The sequence below is a fragment of the Pseudomonas sp. MNR3A genome (genome assembly GCF_009650575.1).
Taxonomy (GTDB): domain Bacteria; phylum Pseudomonadota; class Gammaproteobacteria; order Pseudomonadales; family Pseudomonadaceae; genus Aquipseudomonas; species Aquipseudomonas machongensis.
Map to the genome: position 1 here is coordinate 287844 of NZ_VZZS01000002.1, position 24019 is coordinate 311862.

The 24019-nt window shown below is 64.1% G+C and carries 27 protein-coding genes; 12 read left to right on the plus strand and 15 right to left on the minus strand.

Translation table 11 applies throughout. The annotated features are described in order from the left end of the window. Window positions 1-29: 29 nt before the first annotated feature. On the plus strand, window positions 30-512 hold the full coding sequence (locus F6X62_RS01550) for a TIGR02444 family protein (protein ID WP_153772494.1): 483 nt from the start codon (window positions 30-32) through the stop codon (window positions 510-512). Here the strand turns inward: F6X62_RS01550 and F6X62_RS01555 are convergent. Further along, window positions 488-1615, minus strand: a complete 1128-nt coding sequence (locus tag F6X62_RS01555; protein WP_153772495.1) for an AlgP family protein — start codon at window positions 1613-1615, stop codon at window positions 488-490. The genes F6X62_RS01550 and F6X62_RS01555 overlap by 25 nt on opposite strands. 226 nt (window positions 1616-1841) lie before the next feature. Between F6X62_RS01555 and F6X62_RS01560 the strand changes: the two genes are divergently transcribed. Next, entirely contained in the window at window positions 1842-2507 is a 666-nt protein-coding gene (locus F6X62_RS01560; RefSeq protein WP_153772496.1) for an FKBP-type peptidyl-prolyl cis-trans isomerase, read from the plus strand. 9 nt (window positions 2508-2516) lie between these two features. Here F6X62_RS01560 and rsd read toward each other — a convergent pair whose 3' ends face one another. From rsd to F6X62_RS01595, 7 genes are all read right to left on the minus strand, one after another. After that, window positions 2517-2987 carry a sigma D regulator gene (rsd, locus tag F6X62_RS01565; protein ID WP_153772497.1) on the minus strand — a complete coding sequence of 157 codons (471 nt, stop codon included), beginning with the start codon at window positions 2985-2987 and terminating at the stop codon, window positions 2517-2519. A gap of 221 nt (window positions 2988-3208) precedes the next feature. Next, complete coding sequence (locus F6X62_RS01570) at window positions 3209-3709, minus strand: disulfide bond formation protein B (protein ID WP_153772498.1); 501 nt, start codon at window positions 3707-3709, stop codon at window positions 3209-3211. A gap of 264 nt (window positions 3710-3973) precedes the next feature. Continuing rightward, entirely contained in the window at window positions 3974-5215 is a 1242-nt protein-coding gene (locus F6X62_RS01575; RefSeq protein ID WP_153772499.1) for a heme biosynthesis HemY N-terminal domain-containing protein, read from the minus strand. Next, window positions 5212-6312 carry a uroporphyrinogen-III C-methyltransferase gene (locus F6X62_RS01580; protein ID WP_054891616.1) on the minus strand — a complete coding sequence of 367 codons (1101 nt, stop codon included), beginning with the start codon at window positions 6310-6312 and terminating at the stop codon, window positions 5212-5214. Before F6X62_RS01580 ends, F6X62_RS01575 begins: the two co-directional genes overlap by 4 nt. A 46-nt stretch (window positions 6313-6358) precedes the next feature. Then, entirely contained in the window at window positions 6359-7126 is a 768-nt protein-coding gene (locus F6X62_RS01585) for a uroporphyrinogen-III synthase (protein ID WP_063542134.1), read from the minus strand. Then, the gene (hemC, locus tag F6X62_RS01590) at window positions 7123-8064 is read right to left on the minus strand and encodes a hydroxymethylbilane synthase (protein ID WP_153772500.1); all 942 of its coding nucleotides are present in this window, start codon (window positions 8062-8064) and stop codon (window positions 7123-7125) included. Before hemC ends, F6X62_RS01585 begins: the two co-directional genes overlap by 4 nt. A 115-nt stretch (window positions 8065-8179) precedes the next feature. Then, window positions 8180-8920 (minus strand): LytTR family DNA-binding domain-containing protein, encoded by a 741-nt coding sequence (locus F6X62_RS01595; RefSeq protein WP_054891613.1) that lies wholly within the window; start codon window positions 8918-8920, stop codon window positions 8180-8182. Window positions 8921-9229: 309 nt separating this feature from the next. Here F6X62_RS01595 and argH point away from each other — a divergent pair, with 309 nt between their 5' ends. Next, the gene (argH, locus tag F6X62_RS01600; protein WP_063542128.1) at window positions 9230-10624 is read left to right on the plus strand and encodes an argininosuccinate lyase; all 1395 of its coding nucleotides are present in this window, start codon (window positions 9230-9232) and stop codon (window positions 10622-10624) included. A 116-nt stretch (window positions 10625-10740) separates the two neighbouring features. Here argH and F6X62_RS01605 read toward each other — a convergent pair whose 3' ends face one another. Further along, a complete protein-coding gene (locus F6X62_RS01605) occupies window positions 10741-11400 on the minus strand; it encodes a glutathione S-transferase (RefSeq protein WP_153772501.1) in 660 nt (219 codons plus the stop codon). A gap of 146 nt (window positions 11401-11546) precedes the next feature. Here F6X62_RS01605 and F6X62_RS01610 point away from each other — a divergent pair, with 146 nt between their 5' ends. The 3 genes from F6X62_RS01610 (at window position 11547) to F6X62_RS01620 (ending at window position 15230) form a co-directional block, all read left to right on the plus strand. Continuing rightward, window positions 11547-11852 (plus strand): hypothetical protein, encoded by a 306-nt coding sequence (locus tag F6X62_RS01610; protein ID WP_054891610.1) that lies wholly within the window; start codon window positions 11547-11549, stop codon window positions 11850-11852. 47 nt (window positions 11853-11899) lie between these two features. Continuing rightward, entirely contained in the window at window positions 11900-12145 is a 246-nt protein-coding gene (locus F6X62_RS01615; RefSeq protein ID WP_112897099.1) for a TIGR02647 family protein, read from the plus strand. A 226-nt stretch (window positions 12146-12371) separates the two neighbouring features. Next, window positions 12372-15230 (plus strand): class I adenylate cyclase, encoded by a 2859-nt coding sequence (locus F6X62_RS01620; RefSeq protein ID WP_153772502.1) that lies wholly within the window; start codon window positions 12372-12374, stop codon window positions 15228-15230. Window positions 15231-15240: 10 nt separating this feature from the next. Here F6X62_RS01620 and rnk read toward each other — a convergent pair whose 3' ends face one another. The 3 genes from rnk to cyaY form a co-directional block, all read right to left on the minus strand. Then, window positions 15241-15651, minus strand: a complete 411-nt coding sequence (gene rnk / locus F6X62_RS01625; protein ID WP_054891607.1) for a nucleoside diphosphate kinase regulator — start codon at window positions 15649-15651, stop codon at window positions 15241-15243. Window positions 15652-15782: 131 nt separating this feature from the next. Further along, window positions 15783-16004 (minus strand): DUF1289 domain-containing protein, encoded by a 222-nt coding sequence (locus tag F6X62_RS01630; RefSeq protein ID WP_054891606.1) that lies wholly within the window; start codon window positions 16002-16004, stop codon window positions 15783-15785. 1 nt (window position 16005) lies between these two features. Further along, the gene (cyaY, locus tag F6X62_RS01635; RefSeq protein WP_054891605.1) at window positions 16006-16338 is read right to left on the minus strand and encodes an iron donor protein CyaY; all 333 of its coding nucleotides are present in this window, start codon (window positions 16336-16338) and stop codon (window positions 16006-16008) included. Between the two features lie 211 nt (window positions 16339-16549). Here cyaY and F6X62_RS01640 point away from each other — a divergent pair, with 211 nt between their 5' ends. The 6 genes from F6X62_RS01640 to F6X62_RS01665 are packed head-to-tail and all read left to right on the plus strand — an operon-like array spanning window position 16550 to window position 21160. Continuing rightward, window positions 16550-16753: a lipoprotein gene (locus F6X62_RS01640; RefSeq protein ID WP_054891604.1), complete on the plus strand. Its 204-nt coding sequence runs from the start codon at window positions 16550-16552 to the stop codon at window positions 16751-16753. A 9-nt stretch (window positions 16754-16762) separates the two neighbouring features. Further along, window positions 16763-18010, plus strand: coding sequence for a diaminopimelate decarboxylase (gene lysA, locus F6X62_RS01645; RefSeq protein ID WP_151925471.1), 1248 nt, complete (start codon window positions 16763-16765; stop codon window positions 18008-18010). 4 nt (window positions 18011-18014) lie between these two features. Then, window positions 18015-18845: a diaminopimelate epimerase gene (gene dapF, locus F6X62_RS01650; protein WP_112897096.1), complete on the plus strand. Its 831-nt coding sequence runs from the start codon at window positions 18015-18017 to the stop codon at window positions 18843-18845. A 13-nt stretch (window positions 18846-18858) separates the two neighbouring features. Next, window positions 18859-19569 carry a DUF484 family protein gene (locus F6X62_RS01655; protein ID WP_054891601.1) on the plus strand — a complete coding sequence of 237 codons (711 nt, stop codon included), beginning with the start codon at window positions 18859-18861 and terminating at the stop codon, window positions 19567-19569. Then, on the plus strand, window positions 19569-20468 hold the full coding sequence (gene xerC, locus F6X62_RS01660) for a tyrosine recombinase XerC (RefSeq protein WP_063542116.1): 900 nt from the start codon (window positions 19569-19571) through the stop codon (window positions 20466-20468). The genes F6X62_RS01655 and xerC overlap by 1 nt, the downstream gene beginning before the upstream one ends. Continuing rightward, window positions 20465-21160 carry an HAD family hydrolase gene (locus F6X62_RS01665; protein WP_151925470.1) on the plus strand — a complete coding sequence of 232 codons (696 nt, stop codon included), beginning with the start codon at window positions 20465-20467 and terminating at the stop codon, window positions 21158-21160. Before xerC ends, F6X62_RS01665 begins: the two co-directional genes overlap by 4 nt. 92 nt (window positions 21161-21252) lie before the next feature. On the opposite strand, the gene sutA is transcribed toward F6X62_RS01665, so the two are convergent. From sutA to glnK, 3 genes are all read right to left on the minus strand, one after another. Continuing rightward, a complete protein-coding gene (sutA, locus tag F6X62_RS01670) occupies window positions 21253-21582 on the minus strand; it encodes a transcriptional regulator SutA (RefSeq protein ID WP_054891598.1) in 330 nt (109 codons plus the stop codon). A 438-nt stretch (window positions 21583-22020) separates the two neighbouring features. After that, on the minus strand, window positions 22021-23355 hold the full coding sequence (locus F6X62_RS01675; RefSeq protein WP_054891597.1) for an ammonium transporter: 1335 nt from the start codon (window positions 23353-23355) through the stop codon (window positions 22021-22023). A 47-nt stretch (window positions 23356-23402) separates the two neighbouring features. Next, complete coding sequence (gene glnK, locus F6X62_RS01680) at window positions 23403-23741, minus strand: P-II family nitrogen regulator (protein ID WP_002555808.1); 339 nt, start codon at window positions 23739-23741, stop codon at window positions 23403-23405. Window positions 23742-24019 lie beyond the last annotated feature (278 nt).

Below are 24019 nucleotides of genomic sequence, written 5' to 3' on the forward strand. Positions count from 1 at the left end.
GCCACTCGATCATTGGCGCGAGTCGAATCATGCACAGCGAATTGTGGAACCACGCCCTGGCCCTCTACGGCCGTCCAGGGGTCGAGAATGCCTGCCTGACCTTGCAGGCCTTGGGCGGCGATGTCTGCCTGCTGCTGTGCGGCACCTGGCTGCAGGCACGGCGGGTAGCCCCCGATGCGCGGCGAGTGGAAGCACTACGGCAAGTAGCCGGCCCCTGGCAGCAAGAGGTGGTTACACCCTTGCGCACGCTGCGTCAGGCGTGGCGTGCACAGGCACAAGGCGATCCGTACCTGGCGGCATTACGGGAGCAGGTGAAAGGGTTGGAACTAGAGGCGGAGCGAGCCTTGCTGGCGCGGTTGCAGACGTGCGCCGCAAAGTGGTCGGCGAGCCCGGACGGACACGCCGACGATTGGCTGGAGCGGCTAGCGCCGGACCAGGCCCGTGACCACGACGCGCTGCATCAGTTGCGCGCCGCGGCCAGAGCGCTTCAGGACGCCGAAGACGGCGACTGAGCCGGGGTGCTGGCCGGAGCCGATGGCGCTGGAGAAGCCGGAGTGCTGCTGGCAGCAGGAGCTGCGGGCTTGGCTTCGACAGGCTTGGCAGGAGCCTTGGTGGCAGCTGGCTTGGCGGCAGGTTTCGCGGCAGGTTTCGCGGCGGGTTTGGCTGCCGGTTTCGCAGCCGGTTTTGCCGCTGCTGGCTTCACGGCAGGTTTGGCTGCCGCTGGCTTGGCTGCTGGTTTAGCTGCTGGTTTGGCAGCCGCTGCAGGCTTGGCTGCAACCGGCTTGGCGGCGGCTTTGGCTGGAGCTTTGGCAGCAGCGGGCTTGGCAGCAGGTTTAGCGGCTGCCGGTTTGGCTGCTGGTTTGGCGGCAACCGGCTTGGCAGCAGCTGGCTTGGTCGCAGGTTTGGCCGCAGCTGCTTTGGCTGCTGGCTTGGCCGGGGCCTTGGCAGCAGCAGGTTTGGCAGCAGATTTGGTAGCAGCAGGTTTGGCCGCAGCGGTTTTCGCAGCAGGCTTGGCGGCTACCGCTTTGGCCGGAGCCTTGGCAGCGGCCGGTTTGGCGGCGGCTTTAGCAGCAGGCTTGGCAGCGGCGGTTTTCACGGGTGCCTTGGCGGCGGGCTTGGCAGCAGTAGCCTTGGTGGCAGGCTTGGCGGCCGCGACCTTGGTGGCAGGTTTTGCAGCAGGTTTTGCAGCAGCCTTGGTCGCAGGCTTGGCTGCCGCACGCAGGCCGAGTGCCTTGCCAGCGGCTTCACGCACCTTGCCAACACCCTGGGCCAGTTTCAGGCTCTCCTGGGCATCACGCTTGAGTTGCTGAATATAGGTACGCGTCTGGGTCTGGCGATCTTTCAGCGAATCGAGAAGTGCTTCAAGTTCACCGACTGCCCCTTGGGCCTTGCTTTGTGCCTTGGCCTTGCCGGCCTTGGCAGAGTCCTGCAACTTCAGGCGGGCATTGTGCAGTTTCTCCTGCGCCTTGCCGCGTTGTTTTTCCAACTTGGCGAGCAGTTTCTCTGCATCCGCCAGCGCTTGCGAGCAAGCCTCTTCCAGATGTTCGAGCAGGCTACCGGAAAGTTGCTGGAGCAGATGCAACGGCGTACTGACGGGCTTCTTTTTGGCCGACATGGCTTACCTCCTGGCTGACGAGATTGCGGCTCATACTATGCTTCTGCTGCTACCGCCGCTAGGGCATGTTGACAGTATTGTTTGCGCCGCGTTGCATGCCTGGGCAAAGTTGTTATCTTGCAGCTCGGTGCAAGTGTAGTAGTCGATTAAATGATTGCTGACATTTACACATTGGCCCGACAACAAAGGCTGGCATACTTCGCCTTCATCGCCGCAGGAGTTGCCCGTGCCTCGTTATCTGATTCTCGGCTTGAGCCTGTTGGCAGCCTCTGCCCTGGCCGCCCCTCAAACGCCCCCCGCCAATGACCAGGACCTGGCCTACAGCCTCGGCGCAAGCCTTGGCGAACGCCTGCGCCAGGAGATGCCCGACCTGCAGCTAGATGAGCTGGTCGAGGGTCTGCGCCAGGCCTACCAAGGCCAGCCGCCGCGCATCGACAAGACGCGCATGCAGGCGATCCTCCAACAGCATGACGAGCAAGCCAACGCTGCCGCACAGCAGGCGCAGGTCGACAAGTTGCTGGTCGCAGAAAAACGCTTCATGGCCAACGAGCGCGCCCGCAACGGCGTGCACGAACTGCCCGAGGGTGTGCTCTACAGCGAGCTGGCCAGCGGCAGCGGCGCGCAACCCAAGGCGGGTGGGAAAGTGCAGGTTCGGTATGTCGGCAAGCTGCCGGACGGCTCGGTGTTCGACCAGAGCCAGCAACCGCAGTGGTTCAGCCTGGGCTCGGTGATCGAAGGATGGCAGGTGGCATTGCCACACATGAAGACAGGCGCCAAGTGGCGACTGGTGATTCCGTCGGCGCAGGCTTATGGCGCCGATGGGGCGGGCGACCTGATCGCGCCCTATACCCCGCTGGTGTTCGAGATCGAACTGCTGGCAGTTGGCGACTGAGACAGGCCGTCAGGCCTGTACCGCATCCTCTTCCTTGTGCGCGTTGTGCAGCACTTCGATCAGGCAGTCTTCGAGCTCGAAGCGTTCATGCAACAGGCTGCCCAGCTTGCCGAGCTTATCGGCGAAACGCTCGGTATCCGTGCATTCGCCTTTCTCGCAATGGTCATTGAAAGCCAGAGCGATCTGGGTGATGTCATTGATCCGGGGGTTGATTTCCTCGGCCAGCTTGAGCGCCTGCTCGTCGCCGAAAGCCTTTGCTTCAGTGACCAACTGCTCGCTGACCTCGAAATGCCAGGCCGACACGTAGTCGACCAGGATCGCGCAGAAGTCGCGGTTCTTGTCCTTGTCGGCGAAGGCTGGCTTGGCATCGCGCAGTGCGCGGAAGGCCTGCACCAGTTCATGACGCTCCTCCAGCCAACGGTCGATCAGCTTGTGAACCCCACCCCATCGTTCCTGGGCGTTCTGGCAACTATCGAGCATGGCAGTCTCATCCCTAGCTGGGCAGATGCCGCTGCACCTCGCGTCACAACTGCGCGACACAAAGGTGACATCCGCAGAGCGGCATCGAACCGTATGTTTTCAATGTGCGTGCAGGGGAGATTATTCCCGCGCGTGCTGACCATCAAGGTACGCAGTGGACTAAGTTCATACAAGCGTTTGATGCCCATGCACGGGACCATTGGTCGCGCAATTGCGCTGGGTCAACTGCCGCCAGGGTTGCGGAAACGATACGCCAGCAGGTAGTACAAGGGCAGCGCCGTCAGCAGCAGGAAGGCCATCAGGCTCCATTCGGGGAGCGTGAGGTCGAGGAAGCTCCAGCTGATCGAAACACATTCGGAGCCGCCGATCAGCAGACGCTCCAACGCCTCTGGCCAGGAGCGCTGGAGTGTATGCGCGAAAGGTTCGGGGGTAACCGCAAGCCACTCACCTTGCAGCCACACCTGTCGTGACGCCAGCGCGACACCGGCACAGGAAAAACCACCTGCCAGCCACGCATAGACACGCATGCCGGCTGCACCCGGGGCATGCAGCATGGCGCACAGGCAGACCAGGGCGTAGAGCCCCAGCAACAGGCGCTGGGTCAGGCACAGGGGGCACGGAACCAGGCCGAGCCAGTTCTCAAGCAAACTCGCCCCGCTCAAGGTGGCGAGCGAGGCGAAGAAGGCTGCAAAGAACAAGGAGCGCGAGCGAGCCAGCGACATGAGTGATGGAAATCCCGGAAGAGCAGTAGGGGCTTGAAACGGTAGAGGAAAGAGGATCACTGTTTCAAGTTACTACAGCTGGGACAAGTCGCTGATTCAAAGGGAAAGTTTTCGGATCTTGGTAGGAGATATCCGAAGCTTGGCCACTGGGCAAACTCCGTCCTACCACTGCCACGGGAAATAGCCCATTGGATGTGCCCGATCGCAACACCAGGCAGCAGGTGCCTGGTGTTGCGATTGGGCTACGCAGTGGCCAAGGCGAGCTCAGGAAGCGTGCACACCCTCAGGCAACGGCAAGGCCAGCAAGCGCTCGTCCAGTAGGCCAAGGCCCTCCTGGAACAGCTGGTTGCTGCGCTCGGTTTCGCCCAACCCAGCCAACAACCGCGCAAGCTCGGCGCAGGTTTCCGGGTTACGCTCCATGCGCAGGCTGCTTTCGAGGTAGTCGCGCGCCTTGCCCCATAGGCGGTTCTGCAGGCTCAGGCGACCCAGGGTAAGCAGCAAGCTAGGGTCTTGGGGATGATCCTTGAGCCAGCCTTCGGCGGTCTGCAATTGGCGCGCCGGGTCATCGCCGCGCACCAGGCCATAAAGGCGCGCCAGGTGGCTCTCGAACTGACGCTTCAGCGCGGTACGCAGCACCTGCTCGGCTTCACCCTGGGCGTCGACCTGGCGCAGTTGCTCGGCATAGGCCAGCACCAGTTGCGGCTCCTGGCGCTGGGCCGAGGTGAGCTGTTGCCAGGCGCGCTCCAGCGACTGGCGGGCGGCTTGAGAGTCCTCGCCCCGGGTTGCGGCCAGCGTCAGGTTCTGGCCCCAGGCACGCTGCTCCAGCTCGGCCAGCTCGTTGCCCGGCAGCACCTTGCCCTTGCGCAGGTCCGGCAGCAGGCGGATCAACGCCGGCCAGTCACCGCGCTCGCGGTGCAACCGCTGCAGCAAACGCAGCACCTGGGCGTTGTGCGGATGCCGTGCCTGCATCGCCAGCAGGGTTTCCAGGGCACCGCCACTGTCGCCGCGGTCCATCTGCAGCTGCGCATGGGTCAGGGCGATACCCAGCTCCGCCTGGGGCTGACGCTCCAAGGCGCGCTCGAGCAGGTTGTCGCTGTCTTCGGTGCGCCCCTGCTCGTTGGCCGCGCGGGCGGCGCCGAGATAGTACAGCAAGGGTTGACGCTCGGCTTCGGCGGCGCGGTGCAGGTGGCGCTGAGCGCTGGCCCAACGACCTTCGGCGAGGTCCAGTTGGCCCTGCTCGATGGCGATACGCACACGTCGGCTGCGATTGCGTCGCGACCAAGGGTTGACCACCCCGCTGGAGGCCAGCACCAGGCCGACCAGGTAACGCAGCAACAGCAGCGCCAGCACCAGCACCACCAGTGCCGCGAGCGCCGCCCACAGCCCAGACTGGTAACGGAAGCCGCCATAGGCGATCAGCACGTAGCCACTGTGCTTGGCGATGGCAACGCCCAAGGCCGCGGCGATGACGATCGCCACCACCGCCAGCAGGTAGACACGCTTCATGGCTTGCCCCCTTCGCCTTCGGCCGGCAGATGGCGCCGCTGGATATAGGCCTGCACGGCGGCGAGGCTTTCGCTCAGGTCAGGCACGACCACCGAGACGGGCTGCTCGGCCAGTGCGTTGAGGCTGTCGAGCATGGCCTTGCTTTGCGGGTTGTCCGGGTTGAAGTTGGCCAGCAGCACGCTGCGCGCATCGTCCAGCGCCTGGCTGTAGACCTTGGCCTGGCCATTGAGCGCCGCCCACTGGGCTTGCTCGATGGTAAGGCTCAGCGCGAGACGCAGCTGGTTGAGCGATTGCCCGGCCAGCAACGGGCGTACGTTCTGGTCGGCGTCGAAATCGATCTGGAAGTACTTGGAAATCTCTGCCCACCACCGGGACAGGCGGCTTGCACCATCGCCGTCGGCGGTCAGCGCACCAAGGGCATCGGCATCGCTGTTGAATTCAGGCGACTGGGCACTCAGTTGCTGTACCTGCTCGCGCTGGGCGGCGAGCTTGAGGAACAATCCGGTACGGTCGGGTTGCTGGGTGCTGTTGAGCGTCGCCAGGCTGCGCGCCAGTTGCTCGCGCGCCGCGAAGGCGCCCGGATCGCTCTGCTCGCGCAGGATCTCGTCGGCACCTTCGACCAACGCCTTGGCACTGGCGATGTCCTGCAGCGCCGACAGGCGCAGGGTGGCCAGGCGCAACAGATGCTCGGCCTCGGCCAGACGCCACTCCTTGCGGCTTTCGCCAAGCACGGTTTCCAGGCGCTGGCTGAGCCTTTGCTGGTCACTCTGCAACTGTGCCACCAGGCGGCGGCGGTCTTCGAGTTCGCTGGCTGCGGGCAAGGTCGCGAGTTGCGAGCCGAATTGCTGCTGGCGTTGTTGCAGCGCTTCGGCGCGCTGGTTCAGCGCCTCGATATGCTCGCCCTGCCCCTGCTCGCTGCCTTGCAGCTGGCGCACCTGCCATGCGCCCCAACCACCGACGGCCACACCGGCGGCGCCGATCAACAGCGCCAGCAGGGCCAGGCCATTGCCGGCGCGCTTGGCCGGTTGCTCGACGGGAGTCTGCGGCGCATCGATCGCCGAAGGTTGTTCGTTGTTGGACAAGACAGTCTCGCTCACGTATCCATCCTTTGCATGGGGGCGTCGTCGCAATCCGCTCGACGCCTTAGGAGGCAGGTGCAGCGCTGCGCTGCACGGCTGCCAGCAAGGCCGCGGCGCTCGCGCCACGGCAATCCACAACCTGTTGGGCGCCTGCCGCCCTGGCCTGTTCGGCCACGCGCGGGCTTGGCACGAACAGCGCAAGCCCCGCCAGACGCGGCCAATCCGCACCGGCCAGCTGGAGCAGGTGTTCGAAACCCTGCCCACTGCTGACCACCAGCCCGTTCAGGCGTTCCGCTTGGATCCGGCGCATCAGGCTGCCTGGGGGATAATCCGGCAGGCGACGTTCATACAGTTCCAGATAATCGACACTAGCACCTTGCTCACCAAGACGCTCGGCCAGCCATTCACGACCACCGACACCGCGGACAATCAGGACGCGTGCTGTAGGAACTGCGACAGCCTCTCGCAGGACAGATAGACCGAGCAAGGCCTCGCTGTCATCACCCGCTGTAGGGAAAGTCACCTGCAGATCGGCAGCCTGGAGAATGCGTGCCGTCGCCTCCCCCACAGTGAACCAGCCCTGAAGCGGCGCCGCGATGCCCTCGTCGGCAAGCCGCTCGAGCAGCAGGCGCGCTGCGGGTTTGCTCACCACGATGATCGCCTGGTACTGGCCGATGTCGGCCAGTCGCGCCTGGGCCGTTTGATCCAGGGTCAGCGGGTCGATCGCCAGCAAGGGCAAGCGGCTGCTGGCGATTCCGACAGCAGCCAGGCTCTGCGCCAAAGCCGCGCACTCCTCTTCGGGGCGGGTCAGCAGCAGGCGCCAGCCGCTCACGGATGGCCGGCCTCGCCGTAGACTTCCTTGAGGATCGCCTCGGCGCCCTGCCCCAGCAGGTCTTCGGCCACCTGCACGCCCAGGGTTTCGGCGTCGGCACGCGGGGCGCGGGCATCTGCCATCAGTAACGTCCCGCCACTGGGCTGGCCGACCAGGCCACGCAGCCACAATTGATCGCCTTCAAGCACGGCATAGCAGGCGATCGGCACCTGGCAGCCACCGTTGAGGTGCTTGTTCATCGCCCGCTCGGCCTTCACGCGGTCAGCGGTATCGGGGTGGTTGAGCGGCGCCAGCAGGGCGTGGATCTCGCGGTCGGCGCTGCGACACTCTATACCGACAGCCCCCTGGCCACCGGCCGGCAGGCTGTCATCGACACTGATGCTGGAGGTGATGCGGTCTTCGAAGCCCAGGCGGATCAAGCCTGCGGCAGCCAGGATGATGGCGTCGTACTCACCGGCGTCGAGCTTGGCCAGGCGGGTATTGACGTTGCCGCGCAGAAAGCGGATTTCCAGATCAGGGCGGCGCGCCAGCAACTGGGCCTGGCGGCGCAGGCTGGAGGTGCCGACGACGCTGCCGGCCGGCAGCGCCTCAAGGCTGTCGAACGTGTTGGAAACGAAGGCGTCGCGCGGGTCTTCGCGCTCGCAGATGCAGTACAGGCCCAGGCCTTCGGGGAAGTCCATGGGCACATCCTTCATCGAATGCACGGCGATATCGGCTTCGTTGTCGAGCAGGGCGGTTTCCAGCTCCTTGACGAACAGGCCCTTGCCGCCGATTTTCGCCAGGGGCGAGTCGAGCAGCTTGTCGCCGCGGCTGACCATCGGCACCAGTGTCACGACCAGGCCCGGATGGGCCTGCTCAAGGCGAGCTTTGACATAGTCGGCCTGCCACAGGGCCAGGGCACTTTTACGGGTGGCAATGCGGATTTCGCGAGTGGACATGTAACGCCCCGAAGCAGAGAAATGCCGCCGATGATAACAGCTCCGCCAGCCTCGCTAGCAGATCCAGGTCATCACCTGGCCCGCCATCCCTGGCAGCGGCCGGCATTCACCTCGGTCAGAGCGTCTGCATCATCTTGCGCACACCGGCCACATGCCGGCGGCTGACAGTCAGGGCATCGCCGTCGAGGCCTTTGAGAAACAGCTGGAAATGCCCCAGCGGTGTGCGCTGCAGGCGCTCGATACGCTCGCGGGCCACCAGGGCGTTGCGATGGATACGCACGAAGCGCTCGCCGAATTCGTCTTCCAGCGATTTCAGCGGCTCGTCCAGCAGCACCTCGCCAGACTCGTGGCGCAGGGTCACGTACTTGTGGTCGGCAATGAAGTAGATCACCTGGGGCAGGGGAATCAGCTCGATACCCTTGCGCGTTCGCGCACTGATATGGCTACGCGGGCCGCCTCCGCTTTCGGTGGACGGGCGGGTCAGGGCGGCGAGCTGGGTGCGGTTGGGTTTTTCCGCCTTGCGCAGGGCATCGCGCAGGGCCTGGGGCTGGGTCGTGCGACCTACATGGCTGAGGGCGCTCTGGCTGAATGCCTCCTGCTCGTCGTCATCGAGGCAGAACACCAGCGCCGGTGGCGCCTCGCGTTCGCACAGACGCGCCGCCACCTGCAGGCCATCGAGGCCCGGCATGCGGGTGTCCAGCAGGACGACATCGGGTTTGAGGCTATCGATCAGCGCCAGGGCCTCCTCGCCATTGGTGGCACTGGGCTCAAGCACCGTATAGCCCTCGAGCTCACCAAGCAGTCGGCTCAGGCGCTCGCGGGCCTGGGGTTCATCATCAACGATCAGGACATTCATAATTGCGCTGGATTCCTGAGTGAGTCTCGCAGTGGGTACAAGCGTAGACAGGAGTCGGTGACCGTTGTAACGGTCACGCTACAGACCCATGCGAAGGCCAAAGATTCACTGGTCTGGCAGAATCGCTGCCAGTCCTCTGTCCAACTGTAGACGGTCCGTGGAACACTGCCGTTCAATCGTTGAATATCCTGTGGCGCCCGCCACCCGGCGTACACCGGCAATTTCTCGCGACCGGCGCCCTGCTTAGCGAAGCCCAACCCTGCTATGATCGGCGCCACTTTTTCATTCACGCCTTCTATGAGTGGATCCATGAGCACCGACAAGACCAACCAGTCCTGGGGCGGCCGCTTCAGTGAGCCCGTCGACGCCTTCGTCGCCCGTTTCACCGCCTCGGTCGATTTCGACAAGCGCCTGTACCGTCACGACATCATGGGTTCGATCGCCCACGCCACCATGCTGGCGCAGGTCGGCGTACTCTCCGACGCCGAGCGCGACACCATCATCGATGGCCTGCAAACCATCCAGGGTGAAATCGAAGCGGGTCAGTTCGACTGGCGTGTCGACCTCGAAGACGTGCACATGAACATCGAGGCGCGCCTGACCGACCGCATCGGTATCACTGGCAAGAAACTGCACACCGGCCGTAGCCGCAACGACCAGGTCGCCACCGACATCCGCCTGTGGCTGCGTGACGAGATCGACCTGATCCTGGACGAGATCACCCGCCTGCAACAGGGTCTGCTGGAGCAGGCCGAGCGCGAAGCCGAAACCGTCATGCCCGGCTTCACCCACCTGCAGACCGCCCAGCCGGTGACCTTCGGCCACCATCTGCTGGCCTGGTTCGAAATGCTCAGCCGCGACTACGAGCGCCTGGTCGACTGCCGCAAGCGCGCCAACCGCATGCCGCTGGGCAGCGCGGCGCTGGCCGGCACCACCTACCCGATCGACCGTGAGCTGACCTGCAAGCTGCTGGGCTTCGAAGCCGTGGCCGGCAACTCGCTGGACGGCGTCTCGGACCGTGACTTCGCCATCGAATTCTGTGCGGCCGCCAGCGTGGCGATGATGCACCTGTCGCGCTTCTCCGAAGAGCTGGTGCTGTGGACCAGTGCGCAGTTCCAGTTCATCGACCTGCCTGATCGCTTCTGCACCGGTAGCTCGATCATGCCGCAGAAGAAGAACCCGGACGTCCCGGAGCTGGTGCGTGGCAAGACCGGCCGCGTGTTCGGCGCCCTGACCGGCCTGCTCACGCTGATGAAAGGCCAGCCGCTGGCCTACAACAAGGATAACCAGGAAGACAAGGAACCGCTGTTCGACGCCGCCGACACCCTGCGCGACTCGCTGCGTGCCTTTGCCGACATGATCCCGGCGATCAAGCCCAAGCACGCAATCATGCGTGAAGCGGCGCTGCGTGGTTTCTCCACCGCCACCGACCTTGCCGACTACCTGGTGCGTCGCGGCCTGCCATTCCGCGACTGCCACGAGATTGTCGGGCACGCCGTGAAGTACGGCGTCGACACCGGCAAGGACCTGGCCGAGATGAGCCTGGACGAGCTGCGTCAGTTCAGCGATCAGATCGAGCAGGATGTGTTTGCCGTACTCACCCTGGAAGGCTCGGTGAACGCGCGCAACCACATCGGCGGCACCGCGCCGGCACAAGTGCGTGCAGCGGTGGCGCGTGGCAAGGCGCTGCTGGCTTCCCGCTAAGCGCGTACCGAGGGCCTCGCCCTCGAATCACCACACAAGGCCGCTGCCACAGGACACCTCGAACCCTGTGAAGCGGCCTTGTGCCGTGATGGGCCGCACAGCGGCCCTTCTTCCCATCACCGCTTGTTCCGCACCATCTCCATGAACCTCGGCATCGCCGCTTCCTTGTCCGCCACGATCCGCGCCATGTGCGGATGCTCGCGCAGCTTCCCCAACAGCGCTGCTGCCTGGGGGAAGTCCGCCAGGAAATCGATCCCCAGCACCTTCTTGCCTACCGCACACGCCAGGTCGACCGAGAAGCAGAACATCAGGTCAGCCAGGGTCAGCTTTTCGCCAGCGACATAAGGCGCGAACCTGCCGTTGCGCTTGAGCGTGGCAAAACCTGCAAGCAGCTCGCTGCGCGCCCGCTCCTTGATCAGCGGCTCCACCGCCGTGCCGAAGAACGCTTCGGCGTAGCAGGTACGTGCTGGCAGCTCGATGTACAGCTCGATCTCCTTGAGTAACTCACGCACCTTGGCCTGCCCGAATGCATCACTGGGCAGCAGCGGATGCTCGGGGTGGGTCTGCTCGATGTAATCGAGGATCACGTTTGTCTCACTGAGAAAGCCGTGTTCGGTTCCCAGCACCGGAACCTTGCCACGCGGGCTGATGGCCAGCACCTCGGGTGTCTGCCCGGAAACGAACGGCACTTCCTCGAAGGGCACGCCTTTTTCGAGCAGGGCCAGCTTGACCATGTTGTAGTAGTTGCTGACCGCGAATCCGTAGAGCTTGAGCATGAACGACAGCCTCCAGGCCGTAAGGGGTTGGCCTGGCTGTTATAGCCGCCTGGCCACCCCCTGACCAGCATCATGGCGCGCGTCGATGACCGGGCATTGCCGACACAGGCATGGCACACTGTCGCTTTCATCACAGGAGTAGCGCCATGAGCGAACCCACCGACATCGAAAACGACGACGAAGAATTCGCCGAGGCGACGCTGACCCAGGCCATCGAGAACCAGATCGAGAGCGGCAATCCGCCTGCGGCCAAGGCCACCTTCAATAAGCTGACCCTGGTCGGCTACGAACGCGAAGACATCCTCAACCTCATGGCCCACGTGCTGGCCATCGAGATCGACGCGCTGCTCACCGAGGACCGCGCATTCGATACCGAGTGGTACGAAAATGCCCTGCGTGCCCTGCCCGAATTGCCACCTGAGGCAAATCAAGGCGACGACGACGAAGCCTGACTACACTCCTGACTTCCATCCTCGTCTGAGAAGTCAGGAGTCGCCCCATGTCCTTTACCCCCGAATTGGTCGCCGAACTGGAAGTCCTTGCGCTGTTCAACCTCGACAGCAGCCAGGAAGGGATCAAGATTCACGCCAATGCCTCGCCAGCCCTGGTCGCTGCGGCCAAACGCCTGCATGACAAGCAACTCACCGATCAGCCAGACGGCGGTTACCTGACCAGCCTGGGACACGATGCGGTGGAGAGCGTGCAGTTGCTGTTGAATGTGCTGAAAAACCCACAGCCTGCATAACTGCACCGGCCTCATCGCGGGACAAGCCCGCTCCCACAGGTGCAGCACCGTTTTCAAGGGTCTGGTGGGATCTGTGGGAGCGGGCTTGTCCCGCGATGAGGCCCGTAAAGACACCGCACTTTCTTGGGCGCTGGAAAAATGGCGTCAAAATGCCACTCACCCTCTTATCCGACCTCGCCACTCAGGCTAAACTCGCCGGTGCTCCCCCGGCCTGTCTGAGTGCGTCATGAACCACCCCCATGAAATTCGCCCCGATCTGCACGACGGTATCGACCGCAAGGTGCTGTCGACCCTGCGCGGGCGCTTTCTCCAGCTGAACCAGGGGCGTCTCGAGCGGGCCATGGAAGGGCTGTCCAGCCGCCAGCAGCAGGTACTGACGCTGCTGCCGCTGTTCTTCCACGTCAATCATCCGCTGCTGCCGGGCTATGTGTCGGGCAGCACGCCAGCGGGCGTCTCGGGCTTCGAGCCGGACGCCGATCTGTTGGCCGAGGCCCAGCGCCTGACCCGCTCCTTCACCTACAAGGCCCGCCACGGCAACCCGCCACGGCCGATTCACGGGCTGTTCCTCATGGGCAGCCTCGGCACCCTGGCCCAGGCCGAGCAAAGCGACATGGACCTGTGGGTCTGTCATGCGCCGGGGATTGGCGAGGGCGCCCTGGCCGAGCTGCGGCGCAAATGCCAGTTGCTCGAGGCCTGGGCCGCTACCCAAGGCGCCGAGGCGCATTTCTTCCTGATCGAGCCCCAGGGCTTTGTCCAGGGCGAACGCGACAGCCAGCTCAGTTCGGACGACTGCGGCACCACCCAGCATTACCTGCTGCTCGACGAGTTCTATCGCACGGCGATCTGGCTGGCCGGACGCACGCCGCTGTGGTGGCTGGTGCCGGTCTACGAAGAGCACAACTACCAGGCTTACACCCAGACGCTGCTGTCCAAGCGCTTCATTCGCTCCCAGGACGACCTCGACCTCGGCCACCTGGCGCACATCCCGCCGGGTGAGTTCGTCGGCGCCGGGCTGTGGCAACTGTTCAAGGGCATCGACTCGCCCTACAAATCGCTGCTCAAGCTGCTGCTGACCGAGGTCTACGCCAGCGAGCACCCCGAAGTGCGCTGCCTGAGCCTGGACTACAAACGTGCGGTGTTCGCCAACCGCCTGGACCTCGACGAGCTGGACCCTTATGTCATGGTCTACCGGCGGATCGAGCAGTACCTGCAGCGCCGCGGCGAGCACGCGCGCCTGGAGCTGGTGCGACGCAGCCTCTACCTGAAGGTCAACAAGAAGCTCAGCGCCCTGGCCCGCACACGCAGCACCGGCTGGCAGCGCCAGCTCCTGGAGCGCCTGACCGAGGAGTGGGGCTGGGACGAGCGCCAACTGGCCCTGCTCGACAGCCGCAGCCAGTGGAAGGTCCGCCAGGTGGCGGTCGAGCGTCGCGAGCTGGTGTCCGAGCTGAATTACAGCTACCGCTTCCTCAGCCAGTTCGCCCGCGACCAGAACGCCAGCAGCCGCGCCGATCAACGCGACCTCAACGTGCTGGGCCGGCGCCTGTACGCGGCCTTCGAGCGCCGCGCCGGCAAGATCGAGGTCATCAACCCGGGCATCGCCCCGGACGTCGCCGAAGACACGCTCACCCTCGTCCAGTCGCCCAACCGCAAGGAGCCAGGCACCCACCACTGGGGCCTGTACAACGGCAACCTGGGCGTGCACGAGTGGGAACATTTCAGCCCGATCAAACGCTGCCGCGAACTGCTCGAACTGCTGACCTGGGCGCACCGCAACGGCGTCATCGACAGCAGCACCCGCCTGGCTCTGCACCCTGGTGTCAGCGACCTGAGCGAATTCGAGCTGTTCAACCTGCTGGGAAGCCTGCAGCAGACCATCGCGCTACCGCTGGAAACCGTCAGCGAAATCCGCCTCCTGCAACCAAGCGTGGCCGACGAAATCCTGTTGCTGGTCAACGTTGGCATCGACCCGCTGCGTCATCACCGCGACCTGAACATCCTGATGACCACCGAGCGCACCGACTCGCTGAGCTATGCCGGGGTGCGCGAAAACCTGGTGCTGACCTTCGACCAGATCACCCTGAACAGCTGGAACGAAGTGCTGGTGCAGCGCTACGACGGCGAGCACGCGCTGATGCGCTGCTTGCGTGATTTTCTCAACAGCCAAGGCCCACGCACGCAGCGTCCGCGGTTACGGGTGCGCTGTTTCTGCCACAACCGCGCGCAAGCGATCGCCCAGCGCGTCGAGGACATCTTCGAGACCGTGCAGTCGCTGCTGGATCAGGGCCTGAACCACCGCTACCTGCTGCAGGTGGCGCAGCACACCCATGTGCTGGACCTGGTGCCCGGCCAGGTCAGCCTGACTACCCTGGACGACCAGGATGCCGTGCTCGCCCACCTCGGCGAGGAGCGCAGCCAGTACAGCCCGCTGTACCTCGATGCCAACGCCCTGCAGGACCACGACCTGCCGCTGGTGCTGGAGCAGGGCCAGCCGGGTTGCATCCAGGTGTTCTATCGCCTGCACGAAGGCTGGGCCGAACTCTACGTACTCGACGAGTACAACGCACTCTGGCAGCAGCGGCTGCCACTGCAGGACGAAAGCCACCTGCTGCTGCCCCTGCAACGCTTTCTGCAGTCGGTCGTGGTACGCCGCGATGCCCAACTGCCACTCGACAGCCTGCAACAGGCCGCGCTGGACATCCTCTACTACCAGCTACTGCCCAACGGCCCAGGCAAATGCCGTGCCCTGGAGCCTCGGCCCGCGCCACAGGTCGCGGGCGGCCAGCCGTACTACGAAGTGCAGGCGATTCTCCAGGCAGGCGCGGGAGATGACGTGCATGTCACGCTGTATTGCGACCAGCAGGAGTTTTCCCAGCTCGATCACGGCGACCAGCTGTATGCCGTGGTCGCCCGGCAGATTCTGCGCCAGCGCCGCAGCGCCGGGAACTACCGCTGCTACATCACCGACCTGGATCTGTCCGAACTGCTTGAGGACGAACAGGGCTCGACGGTGCTGTTCCTGCGCTACAAACGCGAACTGGAGCAGTCGCTCAATGATGGGCTGGAGCAGCTACAGGCTGGTTTGTAGGTGATGCCGTTCAGAGGTCGAAATCACCCGCCGCTTCAGGCTGGTATTCCACCTCGAGCAGCTTGAGCTTGAGCGTCTTGCCACCCGGCGCCGGCCAGTCGATCTGGTCGCCCACCGACAACCCCAGCAGCGCACAGCCGATCGGCGCCAGGATCGAGACGTTGCCTTCCACGCCAGCATCCTTCGGGTAGACCAGGGTCAGGTGATAATCCTTGCCGGTGGCTTCCTCGCGGCAGTGCACGCGCGAGTTCATGGTCACCACGCCCGCCGGGACCTCCTCGTGGCCGACCACCTGTTCGGCGCGGTCCAGCTCGTCCTGCAGGGCGAGCACACCCGGCGTGCTTTCGTCGAGGCTGTCGAGCAGACGCTCAAGACGCTGCACGTCCAGTCGGGTGAGGATGAGGGAAGGCTTGGTGCTCATGGTCCAGTCAGACTCCTTTCAACGAAGTATTTCAAGCTGTAGATAAAGCAAAACCCCGCCCAAGGGCGGGGTTTGAGAATGCTTCTGGCGCGGCCAGTACCGGATTGACACTACCACAGCCGGGCAAATACTCAAGCCTGTGGCGTCGAAGCCCTCAACGCATCGGCCTCGCGGCAGATCTGCCGCCGCCGTTCGTCATCGGCCGAACGCCATTCACGGATATGCTCCACATGCCGCATGCATCCGGTGCAGACCCGACGCTCGTCGAGACGGCAGACGCTGATGCACGGCGAAGGCACGGCCGGGCTGACGTTGCTGTAGAGCGGCTTGGGCGGCCGCGGTTGCTCGCTCATCTCAGATCTCGTCGAAGTCCAGCTTCTCGCCGACTCGCTCCCAGACGATGCGCTCAAGCATCTCACCGAGCAGTTCTTCGCTCTTCTCGCAGACCCACTTGCCGCTCTCTTCGTCATAGTCGAAGTGGAAACCGCCCGAGCGGTCGGCCAGCCACAGCTGACGCAGCGGCTCCTGGCGGCTGAAGATCAGTTGGCTGCCGTTGTCGAACTTGATCGTCAGGACACCGGCGGAGTTTTCCATGTCCAGATCCAGGTCGGTCTCATCGAACAGATCCTCCAGGGCCTGTTGGGTCGCGTCGACCAGGTCGTGGAAACGCGCTTCGCTCAAACTCATTGCAGGAACCTCGAAAATGGCTGCACACACGCAAGCCGGGCACGATACGACCGCTGGGCGCTGATTGCAAAGACTAGCGACCGGCAGCACCGAGCCCAACCCTCACAGCCAGCAAGCCTGGCCCGCCCGACGGACCGGCCCTTGCATAGGCAATCCGCTGGTCGCTCGGTATACTCGGGCGCAATACTGCTTATTTCAAAGGATTTCACCCATGAAGCGCCTGATTTCCTCCATTGCGGCGCTGGTCGCTGTAGCCTGCCTCGTTTCGGCCTGCGGTCAGAAAGGCCCCCTGTACCTGCCTGAAGACGGCAAGGACGGCAAGAGCGCACGCAAGTCGTCGCACCAGCACGCGCAGCCGGCCAAGGCCGCCCCGCAAGACGAAGAATCGCTGCCAGAGCAGTCGCCAGAGCAGTAAGGAAATCCAATGGACGCATTCAACTACCGCGACGGTGAACTGTTCGCGGAAGGCGTGGCCCTGTCGGCCATCGCCGAACGTTTCGGCACGCCCACCTACGTCTACTCGCGCGCCCACATCGAGGGCCAGTACCGTAGCTATACCGACGCCCTGCAAGGCGTCGAGCACCTGGTGTGCTTCGCGGTCAAGGCCAACTCCAACCTCGGCGTGCTGAACCTGCTTGCACGCCTTGGCGCGGGCTTCGACATCGTTTCCGGTGGCGAACTGGAGCGTGTGCTGGCCGCCGGCGGCCGGGCCGACCGTGTGGTGTTCTCCGGCGTCGGCAAAACCCGTGAAGACATGCGCCGCGCGCTGGAAGTCGGCGTGCACTGCTTCAACGTCGAATCCACCGACGAACTCGAGCGCCTGCAAGTGGTGGCCGCCGAAATGGGCAAGGTCGCCCCGGTCTCGCTGCGGGTCAACCCGGACGTCGATGCCGGCACCCACCCGTACATCTCCACTGGTCTCAAAGAGAACAAGTTCGGTATCGCCATCGCCGATGCCGAAGCCATCTACGTGCGCGCCGCACAGTTGCCCAACCTGGACGTGGTCGGTGTCGACTGCCACATCGGCTCGCAACTGACTACCGTCGACCCATTCCTTGACGCCCTCGACCGCCTGCTCGACCTGGTCGACCGCCTTGCCGACTGCGGTATTCACCTGCGTCACCTCGACCTGGGCGGCGGCGTTGGCGTGCGCTATCGCGACGAACAACCCCCGCTGGTGGCCGACTACATCAAGGCCATCCGTGAACGCGTCGGCGCACGCGACCTGGCCCTGGTGTTCGAGCCGGGCCGCTACATCGTCGCCAACGGCGGCGTGCTGCTGACCCGCGTCGAATACCTCAAGCACACCGAGCACAAGGACTTCGCCATCATCGATGCAGCGATGAACGACCTGATCCGTCCGGCGCTGTACCAGGCCTGGATGGGCGTCAGCGCGGTCAAGCCACGTGAAGGCGAAGGCCGCGCCTACGACCTGGTCGGCCCGATCTGCGAAACCGGTGACTTCCTCGCCAAGGACCGCCAGCTGAACCTGGCCGAAGGCGATCTGCTGGCCGTGCAGTCCGCGGGCGCCTATGGTTTCGTCATGAGTTCGAACTACAACACCCGTGGCCGTTGCGCCGAAATCCTGGTCGATGGCGACCAGGCCTTCGAAGTCCGCCGCCGCGAGACCATTGCCGAACTGTTCGCCGGCGAAAGCCTGCTGCCGGAGTGAACCCATGCTGCTGCGTTTCACCAAGATGCACGGGCTGGGCAACGACTTCATGGTCCTGGACCTGGTCAGTCAGCACGCGCACATCCAGCCCAAGCATGCCAAGCAGTGGGGTGATCGCCACACCGGCATCGGCTTCGACCAGCTGCTGATCGTCGAGGCACCAAGCAATCCGGAAGTGGATTTCCGCTACCGGATCTTCAATGCCGATGGCTCCGAAGTCGAACAGTGCGGCAACGGCGCGCGCTGCTTTGCCCGTTTCGTACTGGACAAGCGCCTGACCGCGAAGAAGCGTATCCGCGTCGAAACCAAAGGCGGTGTCATCGAGCTTGATGTGCAGAACGACGGCCAGGTCTGTGTCGACATGGGCCCGCCGCGCTTCATCCCGGCCGATATCCCCTTCGTTGCCGACCAGCAGGCGCTGAGCTATCCACTGGAAGTCGATGGCCAGGTTCACTCGATCGCCGCCGTGTCCATGGGCAACCCGCATTCGGTGCTGCGCGTCGATGACGTGCGCAGTGCCCCCGTGCATGAGCTGGGCCCCAAGATCGAGCACCACCCGCGCTTCCCGCAGCGGGTCAACGCCGGCTTCATCCAGGTCGTCGACCGCCACCGTGCCAACCTGCGGGTCTGGGAGCGCGGTGCCGGCGAAACACAGGCCTGCGGTACCGGCGCCTGCGCCGCCGCCGTGGCAGCCATCGCCCAGGGCTGGATGGACTCTCCCGTGTCCATCGACCTGCCAGGCGGGCGCCTGAGCATCGAATGGGCTGGCCCCGGCAAACCGGTATTGATGACCGGCCCAGCCGTACGCGTCTACGAAGGACAGGTTCGTCTCTAAGCGAGTATCCGCCATGACCGATCAGCCACAGGTTGTACCCAAGCAAGCCGCCGACCTCGACGCCGAGGCGGTGGTCGCCTACCTGCGTGCCCACCCAACCTTCTTCTCCGAACATGACGAACTGCTCATCGAGCAGCGCATCCCCCACCAGCGCGGCGACAGCGTGTCGCTGGTGGAACGTCAGCTCAAGCTGCTGCGTGACCGCAACATCGAGATGCGCCATCGCCTGTCGCAATTGATGGATGTGGCCCGCGACAACGACCGACTGTTCGACAAGACCCGCCGCCTCATCCTCGACCTGCTCGACGCCAGCAGCCTGGAGGAAGTGGTAATGGCGGTCGAAGACAGCTTGCGCCAGGAGTTCCAGGTGCCCTTCGTCAGCCTGATCCTGTTCGGTGAGAACGCCGCCCCGGTCGGCCGCTGGGTCAGCAGTGCCGAGGCGCAACAAGCCATCGGTGGGCTGCTGGGCAGTGGCAAGACGGTCAGCGGCAACCTGCGCGAGCATGAGCTGGCATTCCTGTTCGGCGAAGACCAGCGCAAGGACGTCGGCTCCAGTGCCGTCGCCTCGCTGGAGCATCAGGGCTTGCACGGCGTGCTGGCCATTGGCAGCCGCGACCCGCAGCACTACAAGAGCAGCGTCGGCACCCTGTTCCTCACCTACATCGCCGAAGTCCTCGGTCGCGTGGTTCCGCGCTTCACCCAGACGCTGCGCTCGGTACGCTGATGGAACGCCAGCTGGAAGCTTATTGCGCGCACCTGCGCAACGAGCGCCAGGTGTCCGAGCACACCCAGCTGGCCTACCGCCGCGACCTGGAAAAAGTGGTCGAATTCTGCAACACCCAGGGCATCGCCAGCTGGCAGGCCCTGCAGATCCAGCAACTGCGCCAGTTGATCGCACGCCTGCACCACCACGGCCAGTCATCGCGCAGCCTGGCGCGCCTGCTCTCGGCGGTGCGCGGCCTGTATCGCTACCTCAACCGTGAGGGGCTGTGCCAGCACGATCCGGCCAACGGCCTGACCCCGCCCAAGGGTGAGCGTCGCCTGCCCAAGACCCTCGACACCGACCGCGCCCTGCAACTGCTCGACGGCGGCGTCGACGACGACTTCATCGCCCGTCGCGACCAGGCCATTCTCGAACTGTTCTACTCCTCGGGCCTGCGCCTGTCGGAACTGACCAACCTCGACCTCGAACAACTGGACCTGGCCGGCGGACTGGTCCAGGTGCAGGGCAAGGGTGGCAAGGCCCGCGTCCTGCCGGTCGGGCGCAAGGCGCGTGAAGCGCTGCAGGCGTGGCTGAAACTGCGCGGGATCAGCGCGCCACGCGACGGTGCGATGTTCGTCACCCGCCAAGGCAAGCGCCTGGGACCACGGGCCATCCAGTTGCGGGTCAAGGTCGCCGGAGAACGCGAACTGGGCCAGCACCTGCACCCGCACATGCTCCGCCACTCCTTCGCCAGCCACCTGCTCGAATCGTCCCAGGACCTGCGCGCGGTACAGGAGATGCTCGGTCACGCCGACATCAGCACCACGCAGATCTACACCCACCTGGACTTCCAGCACCTGGCCGCCGTCTACGACAGCGCCCATCCCCGAGCCAAACGCAGCAAAGGCAGCGACTCATGAGTATCAAGCTGATCACCTTCGACCTGGACGACACCCTGTGGGATACCGCACCGGTGATCACCAGTGCCGAGACCGTCCTGCGCGACTGGCTTGCCGCCAATGCCCCAACCCTGGGCGGTGTGCCGGTCGAGCACCTGTATGCCATCCGCGAACGCTTGGTGCAGGCCGAACCGGGCCTCAAGCACCGCATCAGCGCCCTGCGCCGGCGTGTGCTGTTCCACGCACTGTCCGAGGTCGGCTACAGCGAGCAACACGCCCAGTCGCTCGCCAATGAGGCCTTCGAGGTGTTCCTGCATGCCCGGCATCAGGTCGAGGTGTTTCCCGAAGTGCAGCCGGTGCTGGAGATCCTGCGCCATCACTATGTGCTGGGCGTCGTGACCAACGGCAATGCCGATGTGCGGCGGCTGGGGATTTCGGACTACTTCCGCTTCGCCCTGTGCGCCGAGGACCTGGGGATCGGCAAGCCCGACCCTGCGCCCTTCCGCGAAGCCCTCAAGCGCGGTGAAGTGGAGGCCAGTGCCGCAGTGCATGTCGGCGATCATCCGGGTGACGACATCGCCGGGGCCCAACGCGCCGGCTTACGCGCAGTCTGGTTCAACCCCCAGGGCAAGGCCTGGGCCGGCGAGCAGGCGCCCGATGCCGAGATCCAGCGCCTGTCGCAGTTGCCCGAGGTGCTGGCACGCTGGCGCTGACCGCCCTATCGCGGGGCAAGCCCGCACGAACACCCAAATTCCACCCACAAAAAAGCCCGCAGCGACCGCGGGCTTTTTTTGTATCCAGCCACTCAGATAGGGCGGCTGCCGTACTTGTTGTCCGGCTTCTTGGGCGGATCGGCGACCACGTTGGCCTCGACTTCCTGGACCTTGCCACCGCGTGCCAGGAACTCTTCCATGGCGCGCGCCAGCGCGTCGCGTTCCTTCTGCTTGGCTTCCATGCTCGGCATCTCGTCTACCGAGACTGCCGCCTTGGACTTGCCTTTGGCGGCAGGTGCAGGGCTGCTGTCGTCGTCGCCGGCGTCTTCCGCGCCGTCGTCGGATGCCGCTTCAAGGGCCTCATCACCCTCGTCTTCGTCGCCTACTTCGAGGTCATCATTTTCCAGATCGTCGTCGCTCATGTTCTACCTCATGACTTGCGAAAAGCAGGTTAGTTATAGACCAGTGATGCCGTAGACCGGCAGCCACCAGTGAAAATTCAACTGGCCGTGGGTTGGCCACTGCCTTGGATGTACGGCCCCTGGTGAGGGCGTTTCACCCAGCAGATCCCAGCTCCTGGCGGGATCTGACGAAATCCTTGAGCCACCGCTGCTGGCCTTGCGCTATTGGCAAGCCTAGCAAAGCGTGGCGAAGTGTGTGGAAGGCACTGCAAACACCCTTCCGGCGCGCATTCTAGCGCGCCGGGAGAAAAAACAAAGCTCCATCAGTACCCGCTTTTCTGTAAGTTTTCTGCCTGCGTCACGAACGTGCCGGATAAACCGTTTGCCTATCGGCGAAACGGTAAAAATCAGGCAAAAAAATGCCCGGACAAGCCGGGCAAGTTTTTTACTGCAGGGCGGTTACAGGTTGTAGCCGCGCTCGTTGTGCTGAGCCAGGTCGAGGCCGACCGACTCTTCTTCTTCGTTGACCCGCAGGCCCATTACCACGTCCAGCACCTTGAGGATCACGTAGGTGACGATGGCGGTGTAGGCCACGGTGAAGATCACGCCCTTGGCCTGGACCCAGACCTGCGCACCGATATCGGTGACCGCGCCGAAGCCGCCCAGGGCCGGTGCTGCGAACACACCGGTGAGAATCGCGCCGACGATACCGCCGATACCATGCACACCGAAGGCATCCAGCGAGTCGTCGTAACCCAGCTTGCGCTTGAGGCTGGTGGCGCAGAAGTAGCAGATCACACCCGACGCCAGGCCGATTACCAGGGCGCCCATCGGGCCGACGGTGCCGGCAGCCGGAGTGATGGCGACCAGGCCGGCGACCACACCCGAAGCGATGCCCAGGGCGCTTGGTTTGCCGTGGCCGATCCACTCGGCGAACATCCAGCCCAGCGCGGCGGCGGCGGTGGCGATCTGGGTCACCAGCATGGCCATGCCGGCAGTGCCGTTGGCCGCTGCAGCGGAACCTGCGTTGAAGCCGAACCAGCCGATCCACAGCATGGCAGCGCCGACCAGAGTGTAGCCGAGGTTGTGCGGAGCCATCGGCGTGGTCGGGTAGCCTTTGCGCTTGCCCAGTACCAGGCACGCCACCAGGCCTGCGATACCGGCGTTGATGTGCACCACGGTGCCGCCCGCGAAGTCCAGTACGCCCCAGTCCCACATCAGTGCGCCGTCACCGCTCCAGACCATGTGCGCGATCGGCGCATAGACCAGGGTGAACCACACGCCCATGAACACCAGCATGGCGGAGAACTTCATGCGTTCGGCAAAGGCACCGACGATCAGTGCCGGAGTGATGATGGCGAAAGTCATCTGGAAGGTGATGAACACCGCCTCAGGGAACAGCGCGGTGGCCGAGGTCAGGCCAGACGGCGTCACACCGGCGAGGAAGGCTTTGGAGAAGCCGCCGATGAACGAGTTGAAGTTGAGCACGCCCTTTTCCATACCGGTGGTATCGAAGGCGATGCTGTAGCCGTAGATGACCCACAGGATGCTGATCAGACCGGTGATGGCAAAGCACTGCATCATCACCGACAGCAGGTTCTTGGAGCGCACCATGCCACCGTAGAACAGGGCCAGGCCCGGGATGGTCATGAACAGTACCAGCGCCGTGGCCGTGAGCATCCAGGCGGTGTCGCCGGAGTTCAGTACCGGGGCGGCTGCTTCCTCTGCCAGGGCCAGGCCAGGCATTACGAGGGACAATAGGGCTCCTAGCCCTGCGATCTTGCGCAGAGTCATTTGTTTTCTCCTGGGGCGTTTGGGTTTGGTGAGGCTTGTTGTGTCGCTTAGATCGCGTCGGTATCGGTCTCGCCGGTACGGATGCGGATCGCCTGCTCCAGATTCACCACGAAGATCTTGCCGTCGCCGATCTTGCCGGTGTTGGCCGCCTTGGTGATGGCTTCGATCACCCGGTCCAGGTCCTTGTCATCGATGGCGACATCGATCTTGACCTTGGGCAGGAAATCGACCACGTATTCGGCGCCACGGTACAGCTCGGTGTGGCCTTTCTGCCGGCCGAAGCCCTTGACTTCGGTCACGGTGATGCCTTGCACGCCGATTTCCGACAGCGACTCGCGCACGTCGTCCAGCTTGAACGGCTTGATGATGGCAGTGACTAGCTTCATGAAACTCTTCTCCCGATTTGGTGGACTTGCCCCAGGAAAACAAACCCGTCTCAAGTCTAAGCGCAGCGCCTGGCTTTGTAACGCGTCGTCGGCTCCATTCCCCCACCGACACACGTTTTCGGCGAGTGAAGAGGGAGCCTTGCGGCTCCGCCTGCACACTGCCCGATCACAAGGGACTGCATCAGTGCATGGCGCACAGAGGCCTTTGCAGAAACCTTGCCAGATCCGGCAAAGGGCCGGAAAACAAGTAGTTGCGCACAATGCTCGGGATTAGCCCA

What these genes read in the sequence shown, in the direction of transcription:
- F6X62_RS01550 (WP_153772494.1), top strand. Translation starts at nt 30, where the DNA reads ATGCACAGCGAATTGTGGAACCACGCCCTGGCCCTCTACGGCCGTCCA.
- F6X62_RS01555 (WP_153772495.1), bottom strand. Translation starts at nt 1,615, where the DNA reads ATGTCGGCCAAAAAGAAGCCCGTCAGTACGCCGTTGCATCTGCTCCAG.
- rsd (WP_153772497.1), bottom strand. Translation starts at nt 2,987, where the DNA reads ATGCTCGATAGTTGCCAGAACGCCCAGGAACGATGGGGTGGGGTTCAC.
- F6X62_RS01570 (WP_153772498.1), bottom strand. Translation starts at nt 3,709, where the DNA reads ATGTCGCTGGCTCGCTCGCGCTCCTTGTTCTTTGCAGCCTTCTTCGCC.
- F6X62_RS01575 (WP_153772499.1), bottom strand. Translation starts at nt 5,215, where the DNA reads ATGAAGCGTGTCTACCTGCTGGCGGTGGTGGCGATCGTCATCGCCGCG.
- hemC (WP_153772500.1), bottom strand. Translation starts at nt 8,064, where the DNA reads ATGTCCACTCGCGAAATCCGCATTGCCACCCGTAAAAGTGCCCTGGCC.
- F6X62_RS01595 (WP_054891613.1), bottom strand. Translation starts at nt 8,920, where the DNA reads ATGAATGTCCTGATCGTTGATGATGAACCCCAGGCCCGCGAGCGCCTG.
- argH (WP_063542128.1), top strand. Translation starts at nt 9,230, where the DNA reads ATGAGCACCGACAAGACCAACCAGTCCTGGGGCGGCCGCTTCAGTGAG.
- F6X62_RS01605 (WP_153772501.1), bottom strand. Translation starts at nt 11,400, where the DNA reads ATGCTCAAGCTCTACGGATTCGCGGTCAGCAACTACTACAACATGGTC.
- F6X62_RS01610 (WP_054891610.1), top strand. Translation starts at nt 11,547, where the DNA reads ATGAGCGAACCCACCGACATCGAAAACGACGACGAAGAATTCGCCGAG.
- F6X62_RS01615 (WP_112897099.1), top strand. Translation starts at nt 11,900, where the DNA reads ATGTCCTTTACCCCCGAATTGGTCGCCGAACTGGAAGTCCTTGCGCTG.
- F6X62_RS01620 (WP_153772502.1), top strand. Translation starts at nt 12,372, where the DNA reads ATGAACCACCCCCATGAAATTCGCCCCGATCTGCACGACGGTATCGAC.
- rnk (WP_054891607.1), bottom strand. Translation starts at nt 15,651, where the DNA reads ATGAGCACCAAGCCTTCCCTCATCCTCACCCGACTGGACGTGCAGCGT.
- F6X62_RS01630 (WP_054891606.1), bottom strand. Translation starts at nt 16,004, where the DNA reads ATGAGCGAGCAACCGCGGCCGCCCAAGCCGCTCTACAGCAACGTCAGC.
- cyaY (WP_054891605.1), bottom strand. Translation starts at nt 16,338, where the DNA reads ATGAGTTTGAGCGAAGCGCGTTTCCACGACCTGGTCGACGCGACCCAA.
- F6X62_RS01640 (WP_054891604.1), top strand. Translation starts at nt 16,550, where the DNA reads ATGAAGCGCCTGATTTCCTCCATTGCGGCGCTGGTCGCTGTAGCCTGC.
- lysA (WP_151925471.1), top strand. Translation starts at nt 16,763, where the DNA reads ATGGACGCATTCAACTACCGCGACGGTGAACTGTTCGCGGAAGGCGTG.
- dapF (WP_112897096.1), top strand. Translation starts at nt 18,015, where the DNA reads ATGCTGCTGCGTTTCACCAAGATGCACGGGCTGGGCAACGACTTCATG.
- F6X62_RS01655 (WP_054891601.1), top strand. Translation starts at nt 18,859, where the DNA reads ATGACCGATCAGCCACAGGTTGTACCCAAGCAAGCCGCCGACCTCGAC.
- xerC (WP_063542116.1), top strand. Translation starts at nt 19,569, where the DNA reads ATGGAACGCCAGCTGGAAGCTTATTGCGCGCACCTGCGCAACGAGCGC.
- F6X62_RS01665 (WP_151925470.1), top strand. Translation starts at nt 20,465, where the DNA reads ATGAGTATCAAGCTGATCACCTTCGACCTGGACGACACCCTGTGGGAT.
- sutA (WP_054891598.1), bottom strand. Translation starts at nt 21,582, where the DNA reads ATGAGCGACGACGATCTGGAAAATGATGACCTCGAAGTAGGCGACGAA.
- F6X62_RS01675 (WP_054891597.1), bottom strand. Translation starts at nt 23,355, where the DNA reads ATGACTCTGCGCAAGATCGCAGGGCTAGGAGCCCTATTGTCCCTCGTA.
- glnK (WP_002555808.1), bottom strand. Translation starts at nt 23,741, where the DNA reads ATGAAGCTAGTCACTGCCATCATCAAGCCGTTCAAGCTGGACGACGTG.